16 protein-coding genes are annotated in these 16,859 nt (G+C 73.4%); 8 read left to right on the top strand and 8 right to left on the bottom strand.

What is annotated here, in order from left to right:
* The first annotated feature begins 229 nt into the window (after nucleotides 1–229).
* The gene (locus tag ACIGO8_RS17125) at nucleotides 230–1,081 is read left to right on the top strand and encodes an alpha/beta fold hydrolase (RefSeq protein WP_399730548.1); all 852 of its coding nucleotides are present in this window, start codon (nucleotides 230–232) and stop codon (nucleotides 1,079–1,081) included.
* An 85-nt stretch (nucleotides 1,082–1,166) separates the two neighbouring features.
* A complete protein-coding gene (locus tag ACIGO8_RS17120; RefSeq protein ID WP_399730545.1) occupies nucleotides 1,167–1,988 on the top strand; it encodes a N,N-dimethylformamidase beta subunit family domain-containing protein in 822 nt (273 codons plus the stop codon).
* A gap of 36 nt (nucleotides 1,989–2,024) precedes the next feature.
* Here the strand turns inward: ACIGO8_RS17120 and ACIGO8_RS17115 are convergent, their stop codons facing one another.
* Entirely contained in the window at nucleotides 2,025–3,230 is a 1,206-nt protein-coding gene (locus tag ACIGO8_RS17115; protein WP_399730542.1) for a hypothetical protein, read from the bottom strand.
* A gap of 189 nt (nucleotides 3,231–3,419) precedes the next feature.
* Complete coding sequence (locus ACIGO8_RS17110; protein WP_399730540.1) at nucleotides 3,420–3,812, bottom strand: hypothetical protein; 393 nt, start codon at nucleotides 3,810–3,812, stop codon at nucleotides 3,420–3,422.
* A 129-nt stretch (nucleotides 3,813–3,941) separates the two neighbouring features.
* On the opposite strand from ACIGO8_RS17110, the gene ACIGO8_RS17105 reads away from it, so the two are divergent.
* Both ACIGO8_RS17105 and ACIGO8_RS17100 read left to right on the top strand, forming a co-directional pair.
* A complete protein-coding gene (locus tag ACIGO8_RS17105) occupies nucleotides 3,942–4,241 on the top strand; it encodes a hypothetical protein (protein WP_399730538.1) in 300 nt (99 codons plus the stop codon).
* A 28-nt stretch (nucleotides 4,242–4,269) separates the two neighbouring features.
* Entirely contained in the window at nucleotides 4,270–4,524 is a 255-nt protein-coding gene (locus ACIGO8_RS17100) for a hypothetical protein (RefSeq protein WP_399730535.1), read from the top strand.
* A gap of 25 nt (nucleotides 4,525–4,549) precedes the next feature.
* On the opposite strand, the gene ACIGO8_RS17095 is transcribed toward ACIGO8_RS17100, so the two are convergent.
* The 4 genes from ACIGO8_RS17095 to ACIGO8_RS17080 all read right to left on the bottom strand — a co-directional run bounded on the left by ACIGO8_RS17095 (nucleotide 4,550) and on the right by ACIGO8_RS17080 (nucleotide 8,717).
* On the bottom strand, nucleotides 4,550–4,996 hold the full coding sequence (locus ACIGO8_RS17095; protein WP_399730532.1) for a subtilase-type protease inhibitor: 447 nt from the start codon (nucleotides 4,994–4,996) through the stop codon (nucleotides 4,550–4,552).
* Nucleotides 4,997–5,418: 422 nt separating this feature from the next.
* Entirely contained in the window at nucleotides 5,419–7,041 is a 1,623-nt protein-coding gene (locus ACIGO8_RS17090) for a transporter (RefSeq protein WP_399730530.1), read from the bottom strand.
* Nucleotides 7,038–7,877, bottom strand: coding sequence for an ABC transporter ATP-binding protein (locus tag ACIGO8_RS17085; RefSeq protein ID WP_399730527.1), 840 nt, complete (start codon nucleotides 7,875–7,877; stop codon nucleotides 7,038–7,040). The genes ACIGO8_RS17090 and ACIGO8_RS17085 overlap by 4 nt, the downstream gene beginning before the upstream one ends.
* 168 nt (nucleotides 7,878–8,045) lie before the next feature.
* Entirely contained in the window at nucleotides 8,046–8,717 is a 672-nt protein-coding gene (locus ACIGO8_RS17080) for a bifunctional DNA primase/polymerase (protein WP_399730525.1), read from the bottom strand.
* 363 nt (nucleotides 8,718–9,080) lie between these two features.
* On the opposite strand from ACIGO8_RS17080, the gene ACIGO8_RS17075 reads away from it, so the two are divergent.
* Together ACIGO8_RS17075 and ACIGO8_RS17070 are read left to right on the top strand one after the other, a co-directional pair.
* Entirely contained in the window at nucleotides 9,081–10,463 is a 1,383-nt protein-coding gene (locus ACIGO8_RS17075) for a transcriptional regulator (protein ID WP_399730523.1), read from the top strand.
* A gap of 158 nt (nucleotides 10,464–10,621) precedes the next feature.
* Entirely contained in the window at nucleotides 10,622–11,929 is a 1,308-nt protein-coding gene (locus tag ACIGO8_RS17070; protein WP_399730520.1) for a hypothetical protein, read from the top strand.
* Between the two features lie 24 nt (nucleotides 11,930–11,953).
* Here the strand turns inward: ACIGO8_RS17070 and ACIGO8_RS17065 are convergent, their stop codons facing one another.
* The gene (locus ACIGO8_RS17065; protein WP_399730517.1) at nucleotides 11,954–13,237 is read right to left on the bottom strand and encodes an ABC transporter substrate-binding protein; all 1,284 of its coding nucleotides are present in this window, start codon (nucleotides 13,235–13,237) and stop codon (nucleotides 11,954–11,956) included.
* A 320-nt stretch (nucleotides 13,238–13,557) separates the two neighbouring features.
* On the opposite strand from ACIGO8_RS17065, the gene ACIGO8_RS17060 reads away from it, so the two are divergent.
* Together ACIGO8_RS17060 and purU are read left to right on the top strand one after the other, a co-directional pair.
* On the top strand, nucleotides 13,558–14,004 hold the full coding sequence (locus tag ACIGO8_RS17060) for a hypothetical protein (protein ID WP_399731291.1): 447 nt from the start codon (nucleotides 13,558–13,560) through the stop codon (nucleotides 14,002–14,004).
* Nucleotides 14,005–14,072: 68 nt separating this feature from the next.
* Nucleotides 14,073–14,924: a formyltetrahydrofolate deformylase gene (purU, locus tag ACIGO8_RS17055; protein WP_399730515.1), complete on the top strand. Its 852-nt coding sequence runs from the start codon at nucleotides 14,073–14,075 to the stop codon at nucleotides 14,922–14,924.
* A gap of 328 nt (nucleotides 14,925–15,252) precedes the next feature.
* Here the strand turns inward: purU and ACIGO8_RS17050 are convergent, their stop codons facing one another.
* Nucleotides 15,253–16,854, bottom strand: a complete 1,602-nt coding sequence (locus tag ACIGO8_RS17050) for an AMP-binding protein (protein WP_399730511.1) — start codon at nucleotides 16,852–16,854, stop codon at nucleotides 15,253–15,255.
* Between the last annotated feature and the right edge of the window lie 5 nt (nucleotides 16,855–16,859).

Here is a 16,859-nt window from a genome sequence, read left to right as displayed (position 1 = left end):
CCCGGAGCCCCGAGCTCCCAGGGTCATCCCCTTCGGACCGATTTCCCCGAGCGGTCCGCCTCCCGTTGAAGATCTCCCCTCGGCCGCGGCCGTCAATCCTTGAGCGCTGTCACTCGAACGTGGGGTGTTGAGCGGCAGAAGCGCATTTTCGAATACAGGTTCGATAGTCTGGCGCAGTTCCACGTGGCCTCCGGGCCACGGGTCAGGAAAAGAGGGGGTGCCGAGCAGCATGGTGCGACGACTCGACGTCACGGGAGCCGACGGCGTACGCCTGGCGGCGTGGGACTTCACGGAGCAGACCGCCCCGCAGGGCGGCTCCGGCGTCTTACTCCTCCACGGCCTGATGGGCAGGGCCTCCCACTGGGCCTCCGCCGCCCGCCGGCTCGCCCCGCGCCACCGCACGGTCGCCCTCGACCAGCGCGGCCACGGCCACAGCGAGAAGCCCGCGGCCGGCTCCTTCACGCGCGAGGCGTACGTCGCCGACGCGGCCGCCGCCGTCGAGCAGTTGGGCCTCGGCCCGGTGACCCTCGTCGGCCACTCGATGGGCGCGCTCACCGCCTGGCAGCTGGCCGCCGAGCGGCCCGACCTGGTCCGCGCGCTCGTCATCTGCGACATGCGGGCCTCGGCGCTCGGCGCCGCGTCCCAGCGCGAGTGGCAGGACTGGTTCCGCCGCTGGCCGCTGCCCTTCGCCTCGCTCGACGCGGTCCGGCAGTGGTTCGGCGAGGACGATCCCTGGGTGGAGCGCCCGCGCCCGGCGCGCGGCGCGTTCTTCGCCGAGGTGATGAGCGAGCACCACGACGGCTGGCGCCCGGTCTTCGAGCCCGCCCAGATGCTCACCTCCCGGGAGACCTGGGTCCACGACGCCCACTGGGACTCCCTCGCCCAGGTCCGCTGCCCGACCCTGGTCCTGCGCGGTCTGGACGGCGAGTTGGGCCGCGCCGAGGCCCAGGAGATGGTCCGCGTCCTGCCGCGCGGGGTCTACGCGGAGATCCCGGACGCCGGCCACCTCCTGCACTACGAGCACGCCGACGCGTGGTGGGAGGCCGTGGAGCCGTTCCTCGACGGAGCCCTCACGTCCTGACCGGCCCGCCGTTCCCCGGCGGACCCGCCGCTTCCCTCCACGATCGCCGTACGATGATCGCTCCATGACAACCGGAGGTCGATCCGTGTCCGAGCCGTCCCGCCGTACGGTCCTCATCGCGGCGGGAGCCGCGTCCACCGGACTCTGGGCGGCCGCCGCCCCGGGCGCCGCCGCCGCCGAGCCGCCGCGCCCGGCCGGACCGGGCGCCGCCGACAACCCGGTCGTCCGGGAGAACCGCGCCGAAGGCAGCGGGCGTTGGGCCGTCGGCGCCGGCGAGAGCCGCGGCGTCGACCTCCGCGCGCCGCAGATCCAGGCGTACGCGTCCGCCGCCTCCGTCACGCCCGACGAGAGCCTCACCCTGAACGTCTCCGGCCGCACCGCCGCCACCTGCGCGATCGAGATCCACCGCTTCGGCCACTACGGCGGAGCCCGCTCCCGGCTGCTCCACACCGCCGCCGACGTCCCGGTCGGCCGCGGCTGGAAGCTCACGGTCCCGCACACCTGGGTCTCCGGCCTGCACCTCGCCGTCCTGACCTCCGCCGACGGCTACCGGGCCTTCACGCCCTTCGTCGTGCGCGAACCGGCCCGCCGCTCCGACGTCCTGGCCGTCGTCCCGCTCAGCTACGCCGGCCGGCGCCCGTATCCCGGCCTCGGCCTGCCGGAGGACTTCGGCGCGGACACCAGCGCCTGCCAGTGGCTGGAGGAGGCCGGTTACGACGTCACGTACGCGACCGAGGAGGACGTACGGGCCCGGCGCGTCGACCCGCGCCGCTACCCGGCCGTGCTCCATCCCTCGGCCGTCGCCCTGCCCAGCCCGCTCGCCCTGAGCGAGCCGGGCCGCACCGACCCGAAGGTCCGCCACCAGGCCGCCGCACTGCTCGACGGCCTGATCGGACGTCACCGCTAGGCCGTCTCGACGGAAACGACCTAGACGCCTGGCGCCTCAGACGAGCCAGAAGGAGAAGTCGCCGCCGACCCAGCCGACCAGGTTCCGCGGGTCGAAGAGGGTCACCCTGCCGTCCGTCGTCACCTCGAACCGCACCGTCAGCGTGTCGTCGCTGATGTTCGAGCCGCTCACCACGCCCACGAGCCGCTGGGTGCGGTTCGGCCTGGCGCGCGGCGGGAGCGTGAAGAGCGTCTCCGTCGCACCCCACGCGGGCGTCGTCGTGGCGGGCGGCACGGTCAGCTTGGACAGCGAGAAGTGCACGTACACCTGGTCGCCGTCGATGCGGAACTGGGGCAGGTAGTTGGGGCTGTTCGGCGCGTAGAGCGCGGTGTCGAAGGGGACCTCGGTCCACGGGCTCGTCCCGGCGTGCGGGAAGCGGGCGATGTTGATCTGCCGCCCGGTGGCCGGCTTGGCGGCGATGGCGAAGGCCACCGTGGCCGCCGGGTCGCCCGGCGCGGTCTCGTACACGCACAGGCCCTCGGGCTCGCGGTTGTTGAGGCCGGCGAAGTCGGTGATCGGCTGCGACTGGAGCAGCGCGCCGGAGGCCCAGTCGGTGCAGGTCACCGTCGCGTTGTCGACCTCCTGGTCGCCGTAGAACTGGTAGACGTGGTCGCCCAGGCTCGTGTAGCCCTGGAGCGTCTTGCCGGAGGCGCCGAACGCCACCGACTGCAGCCGCTGGAACATGCCGGTGGCGGCGGTCGCCAGGTCGTAGCGGTCGAAGCCGCCGACCGCGTCCTTGGATGCGATGTCGTTCGACTGCCAGCGGTAGATCAGCTGCCGCCGGGTCGGGTCGATGGTCGCCGAGACCCGGTACACGCCGGTGCGCGGCTTGAAGGTCGTCGTGGTCGGGGCCGTGGTGTCGACGGTGCTGCCCGCGACGTACGGGATCCGCGCGATGCCGGTCGCCCAGCCGCCGTTCGGCAGCGCGTCGGTCCACAGGAACGTTCCGGCGTCGCTGCGCTCGACGCCGATGTTGGCGCCGTGCCCCGCCTTCTCGACGTACATCTTGTCCTTCGGCACGCCGTCGGCCGTGAACCGGGACACGATGAGCCGCGTCTGGTCGGCGACGGTGCTGTCGAGCTGGCAGACGTACCAGAGCTGGTCGACGGACTCCCAGTACACCGACTGCGCGACGGCCGCCGCGTTGTCGAGCGGGGCGGCGGCGACGAGCGTGGGTCTGACGGTGGTAGCGAGCTTGATCACGTGACGGCCCCCCAGGGCGAAAACGGCAGGAAAGGCCGAGCCTACGGGTCTTGATCCTTTACGTCTTCCGGGGGTGCGGGCGGCCGAAAAACGCACGGGCGAACCGGCCATTCCTCTCACTCCGCGTTGACGGGCCGTCACGCGGCTACCGAGCATTGCGTGTCCATGCCAGCAACGGAGATCGAGGTATCACGTGTTGGGCATACGCCACAGACGTCCGTCCTTCGCCGCCGGTGTCGCCGCCGCGGCCGCTCTGCTGCTCTTCCCCGCCGCCGCCGTGTCGCAGGCGGCCGAGGCCGCCCCGGCCAAGACGGCCGTCGCGCCGTCCACCGCCGTCGAACACGCCGTTCCGGCCACCGCGGCCGCCCGGACGGCGCAGTACTGGACTCCCGAGCGGATGGCCAAGGCCGTGCCTGCCGACCCGGCGGCCCGCGCCGCCAGGCCGGGCGCCGCTCCCGCGCCCGCTCCCGCGCCGCAGAAGCCGACCGGCCCGGCGGCGACCGGATCCGACCCGGTGGCCGGCACGGCCGTCGCGCCCGGCGGGATCAAGATCGCGGTCACCGCGACGCAGGTCGTGGGCAAGGTCTTCTTCAGAACGGCAACTTCGGCTACGACCTCGGCATCGTCATCACCTCGCCGAACTCCGGCGGCGAGCTGGTCAACGCCGTCGGCGGCCTCGGCATCCAGTGGAACCACCCCAAGGACCGTTACATGACGTCCATGGGCTATCCGCAGGCCGCGCCCTTCGACGGCCAGTGGCAGTACTACTGCGCCGCCACGACCTCCCAGCGCAGCATCTTCACCACCGACCAGATCAAGATGCCGTGCAACATGACCGGCGGATCGAGCGGCGGGCCCTGGATCTTCGGCAAGGACGACAACGTCTACTACAGCGGCTGGGTCAACGGCGTGAACAGCAACGTCAACAACAAGGACAACCCGACCGAGATGCGCTCGCCCTACTTCGCGACCTGGGTCGGCGACGCGTTCACCAAGTACTCCACCTATTAGCCACCGGCCGGCGACCGAAGGGCTCCCGATGGCGCGCGCCGCACTCGTCCTCGTCACCGCCGTGCTGCTGTGCGCGCTGACCGGCTGCGGCGACGCGAAGGGCCCCGGCGGCTCCACGGCGGAGGAGGAGCGGCCCTGCCCCTCCGCCTCCGGCCCGTCCGGAGCCCCGAGCGCGCCGGCGCCCTCGGGGTCCCCGGGCGACAGCCGGACGCACGCGGTGGCGCCGGACGGGCGGGGCTGCGTCATCGAGAGCGGCCTCCCGGCGATGCCGGAGGATCCCTGAGGGCCCGTGAGCCGGCCGCGGGTCCTCAGAACGCGAAGACCGTGCTCTCGGCCGTACGGGCGCGCAGCTCGCACGCGTTGCCGTAGGTGGCCGTCCAGCTGACCCGGCGGCCCTGCCAGACGCCGTCGCCGGTGACCGTGACCGGGTTCCACTCGCGGGTGCAGGGGTGGCCGTCCCGTAAGACCGTGAGGCGGCCGAAGTCGCCGTTCGCCGCCGCGAGTTCGTCACAGGCCTCGGCGGCCGCCGGGTGGCTGCCTGCCGGGGCCGGGGAACAGGTCAGGGTGACGGCGCGAACGACCGTGGCCGTCTTGGGGTGGCTGCCGTGACCGATGGTGAGCACGAGGGCCGACGGCGGGTACAGGCTCGTGGGCGCGGCCTCGGCGGTGCCGGAGCCGGTGAGAGCGGTACCGACGAGGGCGAGGCCGGTCGCGGTGGCGAAGGCGGTCGCGCCGAGGGTTCGGAAGTAACGCACGGAATATCCCTTTCGCGGGGTCGACAATCTCAGGATGCGAGCCGATCGGCTGCGCATCGGAGTCTTGTCGGCGCTCAGGGTGATCGCACATCCGTCCGCCGCTTTCCGGCCGTGCGTGCGGATCCGGACCCGACCGACTGGTCGTTCGGGCAGCTCGTAGGCGGTGCCTCCCCTTCCGGTCCGCTCCCCAAAGGGCCTTCCCGGCGTCGTACACGGCCGTCCGTCCAAGCTCGAACAACCTGCCGACCTGCGACGATCGCGAATTCGTTCGACCTTGGAGCAGTCCGCCGCGCGCATGATCGTCCGGATTGGGCCGGGTGCGACCGTCTCGGCCGCACCCGCCCCACACCGGCGCCGGGCCCGGGCCCAGCGCCAGGCCCGGGGCCCAGCGCCTCGCCCATCGCGAGGCCCGGGCCCCGGCCCTAGCCCTTGCTCACCGCCGCCAGGATCTCCGGCAGCCGCTTCGCCAGCCGCGGCGCCGCGATCCGCAGCCCGCCCCAGGCGATCAGCGCGCCGTACAGCGCGCCGACCGGGAGCAGGACCCACAGCATCGACCGGTGGTCCGCGAGGTGGAGGAAGAGCGTCAGGGCGATCACCGGGGCGCACAGCAGCGCCGAGGCGAGCATGCCGCCGAAGATCGAGATCCAGGCGAGCCCGCCCTGGCCCGGCGCCACGTTCTTGTACGCGCTGTCCTGCGGGATCGAGTACGGGAAGTTCGCCGAGGCCAACGCGCCCGTCGCCATCATCGCGCCGAGCAGCGCGAACGCGACGCCGAGCGCCTCCGGCAGCCTGCTCCAGGCGCCGAGCACCGCGGCCGTCGCCGCCGTCACCAGGACGGTGTACGGCGCGGTGACCGTCAGCAGCGCGAAGACCCGCGCGCGCAGCTCCGCGTACGCGTCGGCCGTCGTCGAGATGGTCTGCGCCACCATCCAGAAGGCCGAGGTGTCCTGGCCGAACTGGTTGTACATCTGGATGCCGAGCATGCCCGAGGCGAAGCACGCGAAGTACACCGTGCCGGTGCCCTGGAGGGCGTTGAACAGCGGCACGATCGCGCCGATGGCCAGCGAGGTCACCCAGGCCGCCTTCGTCTTCGGGTCGCGCCAGATGTAGCGCAGGCTGCGCTCCATCACGGTGCCCGTGCGCCCGCCCGGCAGGAGCCGGCCCAGCAGGCCCGAGGAGGCCTTGTCCTTGGCGGCGGAGTCGGCGGCGGCGCCGATGGTCGAGCCGTCCGGCTCGACCATGAGACGCACCAGGCTGCGCTGCCACCAGAAGACGAGCCCGACCAGCGCGGCCGCGGTGATCAGCAGCTTGGCCGCGGCCACCGCGTAGTCGCCGGCGCCGGCCGCGTCGATCGCGGACACGGCGGAGGCCGGCGGGAGCCAGCCGATCACGTCGGCCGCCGGCTCCAGCGAGGACAGCCCGGCGCCGGACCGGGTCAGGCGCTGGGCGCCGAAGTTGACCAGCTGCATGCCGACCGCGATCACCAGGCCGGAGAGCACGGCCAGGTCGCGGCCCTTGCGGGAGGTCAGGAGCCGGACGTTGGCGGCGGCCACCGAGCGGGAGAGCGCCACACAGGTCAGCACGACGAGCGGTACGGCGAGCACGGCGAAGGCCACGCCGGCGGCGCCCTGGGCGACCGAGAGCGCCGCGCCGACCGTCAGGCACAGGGTGAAGACCGGGCCGACGCCGACCAGGGACGCCACGAGCAGCGCCCGCACCAGCGGCCGGGGCCGCAGCGGCAGCATCACGAGCCGCGACGGGTCGAGGGTCTCGTCGCCGCTCGGCACGAACAGCGGCATCACCGTCCAGCTGAGCGCCACGACGGCGGCGAGCAGCACGGTGACGGTCGCCGCGTCGGCGTCGCCGCGCAGCAGGACGGCGCCGAGCAGCAGGAGGGCGGCGAAGACGGCGGCGAGGACGACCGAGGCGATGTAGGCGGCGGTCCGGCCGCCGGACTGCTTCAGGCCGTTCTTCAGGAGCGACAGCTTGAGCCGTACGAAGACGGAGGTGAGGGAGGGCGCCGCCACGGAGGACGCTGTGGTCATCGGGCCGAACCGCCCAGCCAGTCGAGGGACTCGCCGGTGTCCCGGCCGTGCGCGCCGACCAGCTCCAGGAACGCCGCCTGGAGGGACGGGGCGGCGCCCCGCACCTGCTCCAGCGGGCCCTGCGCGCGGATCTGGCCCGCCGCCATCACGGCGACCCAGTCGCACAGCGACTCCACCAGCTCCATGACGTGGCTGGAGAAGACGACGGTGGCGCCGGAGGAGGTGTAGCGCTCCAGGACGCCGCGGATGGTCTGGGCGGACACCGGGTCGACGCCCTCGAACGGCTCGTCCAGGAAGAGGACTTCCGGGTTGTGCAGCAGGGCCGCGGCGAGGCCGATCTTCTTGCGCATGCCGGTCGAGTAGTCCACGACCAGCTTGTGCTGGGAGCCGGCCAGGTCGAGCACCTCGAGCAGCTGGGTCGCGCGCTTGTCGACCTCGGCGCCGGGCAGTCCGCGCAGCCGGCCGCTGTACGCGAGGAGTTCGCGGCCGGAGAGCCGCTCGAAGAGCCGCAGGCCCTCCGGCAGGATGCCGATCCGGGCCTTGACCTGGGCGACGGACTCGGGATCGGCCCACACGTCGTGGCCGGCCACCCGGATGCGCCCGGCGTCGGGCCGCAGCAGGCCGGTGATCATCGAGAGGGTGGTGGTCTTGCCGGCGCCGTTCGGGCCGACGAGGCCGATGAACTTGCCCGCGGGCAGGACCAGATCGATCCCGTTCACCGCGATCTGCTGGCCGAAACGCTTCCACAGGCCCTCGACCTGCACGGCGGGCACGGCACCGGATCCCGGTGCGGCGCCCGCCGTTTCGAACACTCCGTCAAATGCCTGGTCAGGCATGTTGCGTCAACCCTTCGGTCGTCCCCGTATTGACGGGCACCACCTTACGGCTGAGCGTCTTCGCGCCATATGGCCAAAAGACCCCGGGCCGGCGGCCGGGGCCGACGGCCGGGGCCGACGGGCCGACGGCCGGATCGTCGCGGGCCGGCGGCCCCGGGTCCGGAGGGGTCAGCGGCCCCGGGCCGCCGCGGCCTCCCGCCCGCACGCGTACGCCAGCGGGCTGATCAGCTCCTCCGCGTCCGGCAGCCAGCGGTTGACGGCGGTGGGCTGGCGCGCCCACTGCACCGCGCCGCTCCCGCCGACCCGGGTCGGCGGCGCCACCACGTAATGGCCCTCGCCGCGGGTCACGAGGTCGAGCGCGGCCGGCGGCCAGCCCAGCTTGCGCACCAGGTCCGGCACCTTGGTCGCGGCGCCGGGCAGCACGAAGAAGAACATCCGGCGGTCGGGCGTGCGGGTCACCGGGCCGAGCGTCAGCTCCATCCGCTCCATCCGGGCCAGGGCGAGGAAGCCGGCGGTCTCGGGCACCTCGATCGCGTCGAAGGTGCGGCCGGTCGGCAGCAGGATCGACGCCTTCGGCTGCTTCGACCACATCCGCCGGGCGCCGACGGCGCTGCCCGTCGCCTGGGTCGACCAGTCCGGCCGGGCCGGATGGGCGCCGGGCGCGGGGCACTTCTCCACGCCGCAGGAGCAGACCGCCCTGCCTCCGGCCGACTCCAGCCAGGTCCCGGGGACCACGTCCCAGTGCCGCTCTTCCGCGTACCGCACGGCGCTGTCCAGCAGCTGCTCGCCTCGCTGCTTGGGGATGGGTGCGGCTTCCGTGACTCCGATGGTCTCTTCCACGTCGAACTCAACTCCCGCCGTCACCTGGGGTTACGGGCGCCGCGCGGAGCGGTGTGCCGCATCGATCCTGCATACGGGGCGCACGGGTGCACGGGCGGGGGCGCGCGAGGGGCCGGGGAGCGGCGAGCGGGTACCGGCAGGTGGGGGCGTCGGCGGCGTGCCGTACGGAGGGTGGCGCGGGCGACGTGTCCGGTTTCGCGTGTTCACATCTGCATTGACCGGATATCCGCCGGGAAGTGATCCACAGTCCCGGGTCAGCGGCCCGGGGCCCACCAGTCCCGGACCAACAGTCCTGCCGTCCGGTCCCGTTGACCGGCCGGCGGGGACGACCGATCACCGCACCGGCCACAGGGGGTAGTCATCATGGCAGCCAGGCCACTCGTCGCCCGTCAGCCCAACGAACGGCTGCAGGCGCTCATTCAGGAGGCCGGGTGCTCCAACGCCGGCCTCGCCCGCAGGGTCAACATGGTCGGCGCCGAGCGCGGCCTCGACCTGCGGTACGACAAGACGTCGGTGGCGCGTTGGCTGCGCGGGCAGCAGCCGCGCGGGCGGGCGCCCGGGGTCATCGCCGAGGCGCTCGGCCGCAAGCTGGGGCGCACGGTCACGATCGACGAGGTCGGCATGGCCAACGGCCGCAACCTGGCCTCCGGCGTCGGCCTCCAGTTCGCGCCCACCGTTCTCGGCGCGATCGAGCAGGTCTGCGAGCTGTGGCGCAGCGACGTGGGCCGGCGGGACTTCCTGTCCGGGTCCACGGTCGCGGCCTCCGCGCTCGTCGAGCCCAGCCGCGACTGGCTGATCACCGGCGCCGACCCGCAGGTGGCCCGGTCGGCCGGGTCGCGGGTCGGGGCCTCGGACGTGGCGGCCGTACGGTCGATGACGGCCGCGCTGGTCGACCTGGACCGGCAGTTCGGCAGCGGACACGTGCGGCCCGTGGTGGTCCACTACCTCAACAGCGTGGTGTCGGGCATGCTCTCCGGCTCCTATCGCGAGCCCGTCGGCCGGGAGTTGTTCGCGGCGGTCGCGCGCCTGACCGAGCTGGCCGGCTACATGGCCGTCGACACCGGTCAGCCGGGCCTCGCCCAGCGCTACTACATCCAGGCGCTGCGGCTCGCGCAGGCGGCCGGCGACCGGGCCTACGGCGGTTACGTGCTGGCCGCGTCCATGAGCCATCTCGCCGCCCAGCTCGGCAATCCGCGGGAGATCGCGCAGCTGGCGCGGGCGGCGCAGGAGGGCGCGCGGGGCCAGGTGCCGCCGCGGGCCGAGGCGATGTTCCTCGCGGCGGAGGCCCGCGGGCACGCGCTGCTCGGTGACGCGCACGCCTTCGGCCGGGTGGCCGCGCGGGCGGAGGACGCCCTGGAGAGCGCCGATCCGGAGTCGGGCGACGACCCGGACTGGATCGCCCACTTCGACGACGCCTACCTCGCGGACGAGCTGGCCCACTGCCACCGTGACCTCGGGCAGGCCCGGGAGGCGGCCCGGGCGGCCGAGCGGTCGCTCGCCGGGCACCCGGAGAGCCGGGCCCGGCGGCGGGCGATCGGGCTCGCGCTGCTGGCGGCCGCGCAGGTCCAGCAGCGCGAGGTGGAGCAGGCCTGCCAGACCGGCACCCGCGCCCTGGAGCTGCTCGGGACGCTGCGGTCCTCGCGGGGCGCGGAGTATCTGGGCGACCTGCGCGAACGCCTGGAGCCGTACGCGGGAGAGGCGGTGGTGCGGGAGTTCGGGGCGCGCCTGGACCTGCACGCGGCGTGAGCGGACGCGGGCCGCGGGCGGGGTCCGTCCGTCGGATCGCGGCCGGAGGGAGCTGGGTCACAGGAACCCCGGACGTGTGTGCGGGGGCCCGGGTGCACCCGGTAGCGTGAGCCGACGATTCCGTAGGCAGGTCCAGCAGTCCATCAACAGGAGTCCCGGTGACGCACAGCGGACAGGGTCCGGAGCAGCAGTATCCGGCCGCTCAGCCCCTCCCACCTGAGGCGACCCCGGGTGGCCCGTCGGACGCGCAGGCGACGCAGTACCTGCCGCCGATCCCGGCCCAGCCGGCGGCCCCGCCGCCGGGCTACGGCTACCCGCAGGCGGCGTCGCCGCAGCCCGGGTACGGGTATCCGGGGCCGGACGCGCAGGCGACGCAGTACCTGCCGCCGGTGGCCCCGCAGTCCGCGCCGCCCGTCCCGCCGGCCGCGGACGCGCAGGCCACGCAGTACCTGCCGCCGGTGGCCGGTCCGGTGCCGGGGCAGGCGCCGGGCGGCCCGGACGCCCAGGCGACGCAGTACCTGGCGCCCGTACCGCCGCAGGCGCCCCAGCCGCCCGTGGCGCCGCAGCCGCCCCATGTGCAGCAGGAGCGGCCGCCGCTGGCCGACTTCGACAACCTGTTCCGCAGCGAGACCCCGCAGCAGGCCCCCGGGCCCGTACCGCAGCCGCAGCATCCGCAGCCGCAGTATCAGCAGCACCAGCCGCCGCAGCCGCAGTACCAGCAGCAGCACCATCAGCCGCAGCACCATCAGCCGCCTCAGCCGCCCCAGCAGCAGTACGGCGGTTTCCAGGAGGCGTACTACGACGACGAGCCCGAGCCGCCGCGCCGCAAGTCGCCGGCCGTCCTGATCGCGGCCGTGGTCGCCGCGTGCGCCGTGGTCGGCCTCGGCGCGGGCGCGCTGCTCAGCGGCGGCGACGACGACAAGAAGGACACAGCGGGCGACAAGGGCGGTCAGAACGTGGCCGCCAGCTCCGCCGCGCCGTCCGCCGGCGCGAGCGAGAAGCCGGCCGACCCGGCACTCGCCCAGGCGCAGGCGCTCGACAAGCTCCTCGCCGACAGCAACAACAGCCGGGACGCCGTGATCCGCTCCGTCGAGTCGATCAAGAACTGCAGCAACCTCGACCAGGCCGCGAGCGACCTGCGCGGCGCCGCCGAGCAGCGCCGCGGCCTCGTCACCCGCCTCCAGGCGCTGACCGTCGACCAGATCCCGAACAGCTCCGCGCTCACCGGCGCGCTCACCCGGGCCTGGCAGGCCTCGGCGTCCGCCGACGACCACTACGCGGCCTGGGCGGACCAGATGAAGGGCAAGAAGGCCTGCAAGGGCGGCAAGGCCCGCGGCACCGGTCAGACGGTCGAGGCCAACAAGAAGAGCGGCGAGGCGACCACCGCCAAGCAGGAGGCGGCCGGGCTGTGGAACCCGACCGCCGAGAAGTACGGACTGACGAAGCGCGACAAGAGCCAGCTCTGAGCCGGGAAGCCGGGTCCTGACCGCCTACGGCGCGGTCAGGACCGTCTCGCCCACGTCCACGAAGCCCGGCTTCTGCGCCACCAGGCGCCCGTCCCGTACCACCTGGAACGTCACGTCGTGGTTGACGATCCGCGGGAAGTCGCGGGCGCCGAGCAGATCGTCGTAGCGCCAGCGCAGCGGCGGCGTCAGGCCGCCGGTGTCGATCCTCACACCCTGGTCGAGCGCGTGGCTCAGCTGCAGCGAGCTGACCCTGTCGCTGTCGAGCGACTCGATCACCTGCTTGAGCACGGTGTACGCGATCCAGGTCGTCTGTACACCCGGGTCCGTCGGGTCGACGCGGTTGTCGACGAAGGCGTGCTCCTTGATGACCTTGCGCATCGGGTCCCAGGCCTTGTCGCCTGCCTCCGGGTACCAGCCGGTGACGAAGGCGCCCTCGAAGGGGCTGTGGGCGCCGCCGGTGCGGTCGATGAGCGGCTGGCCGACGCTGCCGAGGACCGAGGAGATCCGTACGGTGCCGCCGCCGTCCTCCGTCGACGACGCCGACTTCCGCTCCCGCTCGGGAAGGCGGCGGAAGGAGTCGAAGAAGGTCTGGGTGCGTTCGCCGAGGACGGCGGTGACGCAGCCCTCCTCGTCGCCGGCCCGGTGCCGGGCCTTGTCGGCGGAGGCGGTGTACTCGGCCGCGTCCTCCAGGGCCGGGATGTCGACGGCGCTGCGGTGACTGGCCTTGCGCAGCCCGGAGTTGAGCAGGTCGGGCAGCTTGTCGCCGGCGATGGTGTCCGGCCGCACGAGCGAGACCTTGCGGCAGCTCGCGGCGAGCTGGATGCCGTTGCCCGCGATGAGGGAGGCCTGGCCGCCGTTCACGGGATAGGAGAGCGAGCTGGTGAACTCGTCCTCGGAGATGCCGTAGCCGCCGATGTACGGGATGCCGGCGGCCTCCAGCGGGGCCATGAAGGCGCGTCCGTGCTGGCTGTAGGAGCCCACGACGGCGACGGCGCCCTCGTGGACGGCGCGGCGGGCGCAGGCCGCGGCGCCGGCGTTGGAGTTCTGCTCGTTGCAGGTGAGGACGCGGAGCTCGTGTCCGCCGATGCCGCCGTTGGCGTTGACCCAGCGGGCGTAGGCCTGGGCCATGGCGGGCATTCCGGGCATGTTGGTGGCGCGGGTCTGGTCAGGAGCCCACGTCATGACGGTGACGGGCTCCCTGGAGCCCCCCGTGGCCCCAGGGAGAACGCCGCAGCCGGTGAGCAGCGACGTTCCGGCCGCCGCTGTCGTGACGTACGCGAGGAGTGAGGTCAGTCGCCTACCGGTCATGGGCATGCACAATTCCGCCTCATGGGTAACGCGGGAGTGAGCGAGATTCAACGCCGGGTGACGACAGGGTGAATTACGGGGGTGGGAGCGGGCGGGAGGTGGGGCGGGGGCGGGGTGGAGGCGGGGCGGAGGAGGGCTTGAGGTGGGCTGTCGGTGGCGGAACGTACGATCGGACCGTGTCCAGTCCCACCGCCAGTCCCACCGCCAGTCCCGTCCCCGGTCCTCCGCCCGGTCCCGCCGCCGATCCCGGTGCCGGGCCGGGTTCCCGTCACGTATCCGGCGCGGTGAACTCTTCCCGTCGCGGCCGTCGCTCCTCCACCATGGGCGGCATGCCGCTCAACGACATGCCGTGGTGGCGCTGGCGCGCCCATGTGCGCTCCGCGCTGCACATGCTTTCGGACCCGGTCTTCCACGAGACGACCTGGCTGGCCGGCCAGGAGGGATACGGCGACGTCACCGACGCCGTCTACCGTCTGGTCGAGGACACCTGGCTCGACAACTGGTCCGCCGAGAAGTACGTCGGGACGATCTTCCGCGACTCCGGCGAGGCCGCGCTCGTCGACGTCGCCGTGCTGCGGGTGCTGCGGATCATGCACCAGGTGGGCCCGGACGCGCCGGTCTCGGCGTATCTGGAGCACCACGGCTGGCCGGAGGCGGTACGGGCCGCGCGCGAGGCGCACGTACGGATGGCGACGGCGGACGAGGAGGACCCGGACGGGCCGCCGCGGTCGCTCGAGGTGCTCCGGATCATGACGCGGTCCGCGTGAGGTCCGCCTGAGGTCCGCCTGACGGACGGGGGAGCGGCCGGCGCCGGCCGTTGTGGCAGGCTGGGCGAATGACAGACCAGTACGTCCTCACCCTCTCGTGCCCCGACAAGCAGGGCATCGTGCACGCCGTGTCGAGCTACCTCTTCATCACGGGATGCAACATCGAGGACAGTCAGCAGTACGGAGACCGTGACTCGGGTCTCTTCTTCATGCGGGTCCACTTCGCGGCCGAGGCGCCGGTGACGGTGGACAAGCTGCGGGCGAGCTTCGCGGCGGTGGGCGACTCCTTCGGGATGGACTGGCAGATCCACCGGGCCGAGGACCGGATGCGCATCGTGCTGATGGTGTCGAAGTTCGGCCACTGCCTGAACGACCTGCTGTTCCGCTCGCGGATCGGCGCGCTGCCGGTCGAGATCGTCGCGGTGGTGTCCAACCACACCGACTTCGCCGAGCTGTCCGCGTCGTACGGGATCCCGTTCCGGCACATTCCGGTCACCAAGGAGTCGAAGCCGGAGGCGGAGGCGGAACTCCTGGCGCTGGTCGAGGAGCAGAACGTCGAGCTGGTCGTCCTCGCCCGCTACATGCAGGTCCTCTCCGACGACCTGTGCGCGCGGCTGTCCGGGCGGATCATCAACATCCACCACTCCTTCCTGCCGAGCTTCAAGGGCGCCAAGCCCTACCACCAGGCGCACGCGCGCGGCGTGAAGCTGATCGGCGCGACGGCGCACTACGTGACGGCGGACCTCGACGAGGGCCCGATCATCGAGCAGGAGGTCGAGCGGGTCGGCCACGAGGTGACGCCGGACCAGCTGGTGGCGATCGGTCGCGACGTGGAGTGCCAGGCGCTGGCGCGGGCGGTCAAGTGGCACGCGGAACGCCGCATCCTCCTCAACGGCCGCCGCACCGTCATCTTCGCCTAGCGCCCATCGCGCCTGCGCCCCCGCGCCCTGCCCGCCTCATGCGGCCTGCGCTCGCTTGGGCCCCGCCTCATGCGGCTGGCGCCTGCTTGCGCGGCGCCCGGGTCCACTTCCGTGTGGGCATTCGTCCCGCTGGGGCGGGACGGGTGGGCACACGGGACGGCGCCCTTGCGGGCGCGTTCCGCACCTGCGCCTGAACCCGCACCCCATGGACGCCGCACTCCGGGTGCGGGTCAAGGCCCGGGAGCCTAGGCCCGGCAAGGGGCGCCGTCCGTTGTGCCCACCCGTTCCGCCCCAGCGGAACGAATGCCCACAACGAGGGCGGCGAGGGTTATGGCGGGGGCAGGGGTTCGTAGGGGGCGCCGCGGCTGGGGCGCCACCAGATCGGGTCGTCGCACATCAGGCCCGCCCGCCGCAGCGCCACCCGGTGGATCTTGTTCGTGGCGGTGAGCGGCAGCTCGGGCACGACCCGGACGTAGGTCGGCGGCATCTTCGTGCCGAGGTCGCCCTGCGCCGCCAGGAACGCCGCGAAGGCGCCCGGTTCGAACACCGCGCCCGGCCGCAGCGCGAGCGCCGCCATCACCTGGTCGCCGGAGACCGGGTCGGGTATCGCGTACACGGCGACGCCCGCCACGCGCTCCCACCGCGCCAGGATGTCCTCGATCATCGCGGCCGCGAGGTTCTCGCTGTCGACCCGCAGCCGGTCGTCCGTACGCCCCGCGAAGTACAGGAAGCCGTCGGCGTCCCGGTAGAAGAGGTCGCCCGTCCAGTACCAGCCGCCCCGCAGCCGGGCCGCGTCCGCCTCCGGATTGCGCCAGTAGCCCTCGAAGGGGCTGCGGCCGCGGTTGACGAGCTCGCCGACCGCCTCGTCGGCGTTGAGGAGGACGCCGGTGGGCGAGAAGCGGGCCGGCGGGCACTCGCGTCCCGTCTCCTGGTCGACCACGGCCAGGTCGTCGCCCGGTGCCGCGCGCCCGATGGCCCCGGCGGGCGTGCCGGGCGTCCGCCGGATCGCGGCCCCGCCCTCGGAGGAGCCGTACCCCTCGACCAGCCGCACCCCGAACCGCTCCTCGAAGCGCGCCGCGTCCACCGCGCCCGCCTCCGTGCCGAAGCCGAGCCGGAGCCGGTGGTCGTGGTCCACGGCGGTCTCGGGCGTGGCGAGCAGGTACTGCACGGCCCGGCCCACGTAGGTGAAGTAGGTGGCGCCGTAACGGCGTACGTCCGACAGGAAGCGGGAGGCCGAGAAGCGGGCCCGCAACGCGATGCCCGCGCCGGCGGCGAGGGCGGGCGCCCAGTCGGCGATCACGGCGTTGCCGTGGAACATCGGCATGCAGATGTAGTGGGTGTCGTCGCGCGTGACGCCGAAGTGGGACACGAGCGAGGCGCCGGCCGCCGCGAGCCGTCCCTGCGAGCAGACCGCCGCCTTCGGGGCTCCGGTGGAGCCGGACGTGAAGGAGAGGAGGAGCCGGCTGTCGGGTCGTACGGGACGGAGGAAGGTGTCGTCGGGGTGCGCGCCGGCGTACGGGGCGAGGAGGGCCTGGTAGGCGTCGGTGTCCGTGACCAGGATGCGCAGGCCGGGCAGCGGGAGCCCGTCGAGGAGCGGCAGGTGGGCGCGCTGGGTGACGAGGATCCGGCAGTCGGTGTGCCGGATGTCGCGGGCGAGTTCGGCGCCGCGCCGGGTGGGGTTGATCCCGGCGACGGCGGCCCCCGCGAGGGCCGCCGCGCCGAGCCAGAGCGGGTACTCCGGTGTGTTGTCGAGCAGCAGACCGAGGTGCGGCTCGCTCCCCGGCCGGTCGGGCATCAGCTCCGTGAGCAGGGCGGCGCGCGCGGCGGCGCCGGCGGCGATCTGGTGGTGGGTGAGGGTGGTGTGCTCGTCCCTCAGTCCGGTCCGGTGGTCGCCCCACTGGCGTCGTACGAGTTCCGCGACGGTCCCCATGCGGC

The sequence above is a fragment of the Streptomyces sp. NPDC053493 genome (assembly GCF_044544825.1).
GTDB lineage: Bacteria > Actinomycetota > Actinomycetes > Streptomycetales > Streptomycetaceae > Streptomyces.
The sequence above is the reverse complement of the archived record's forward strand: the minus strand, read 5'-3'. Positions and strand labels throughout refer to the sequence as shown.

Excerpts from the sequence above, each read along its gene's own strand:
- ACIGO8_RS17125 (WP_399730548.1), top strand. The coding sequence starts at position 230 with ATGGTGCGACGACTCGACGTCACGGGAGCCGACGGCGTACGCCTGGCG.
- ACIGO8_RS17105 (WP_399730538.1), top strand. The coding sequence starts at position 3,942 with ATGACGTCCATGGGCTATCCGCAGGCCGCGCCCTTCGACGGCCAGTGG.
- ACIGO8_RS17100 (WP_399730535.1), top strand. The coding sequence starts at position 4,270 with ATGGCGCGCGCCGCACTCGTCCTCGTCACCGCCGTGCTGCTGTGCGCG.
- ACIGO8_RS17090 (WP_399730530.1), bottom strand. The coding sequence starts at position 7,041 with ATGACCACAGCGTCCTCCGTGGCGGCGCCCTCCCTCACCTCCGTCTTC.
- ACIGO8_RS17085 (WP_399730527.1), bottom strand. The coding sequence starts at position 7,877 with ATGCCTGACCAGGCATTTGACGGAGTGTTCGAAACGGCGGGCGCCGCA.
- ACIGO8_RS17075 (WP_399730523.1), top strand. The coding sequence starts at position 9,081 with ATGGCAGCCAGGCCACTCGTCGCCCGTCAGCCCAACGAACGGCTGCAG.
- ACIGO8_RS17065 (WP_399730517.1), bottom strand. The coding sequence starts at position 13,237 with ATGACCGGTAGGCGACTGACCTCACTCCTCGCGTACGTCACGACAGCG.
- ACIGO8_RS17060 (WP_399731291.1), top strand. The coding sequence starts at position 13,558 with ATGGGCGGCATGCCGCTCAACGACATGCCGTGGTGGCGCTGGCGCGCC.
- purU (WP_399730515.1), top strand. The coding sequence starts at position 14,073 with ATGACAGACCAGTACGTCCTCACCCTCTCGTGCCCCGACAAGCAGGGC.
- ACIGO8_RS17050 (WP_399730511.1), bottom strand. The coding sequence starts at position 16,854 with ATGGGGACCGTCGCGGAACTCGTACGACGCCAGTGGGGCGACCACCGG.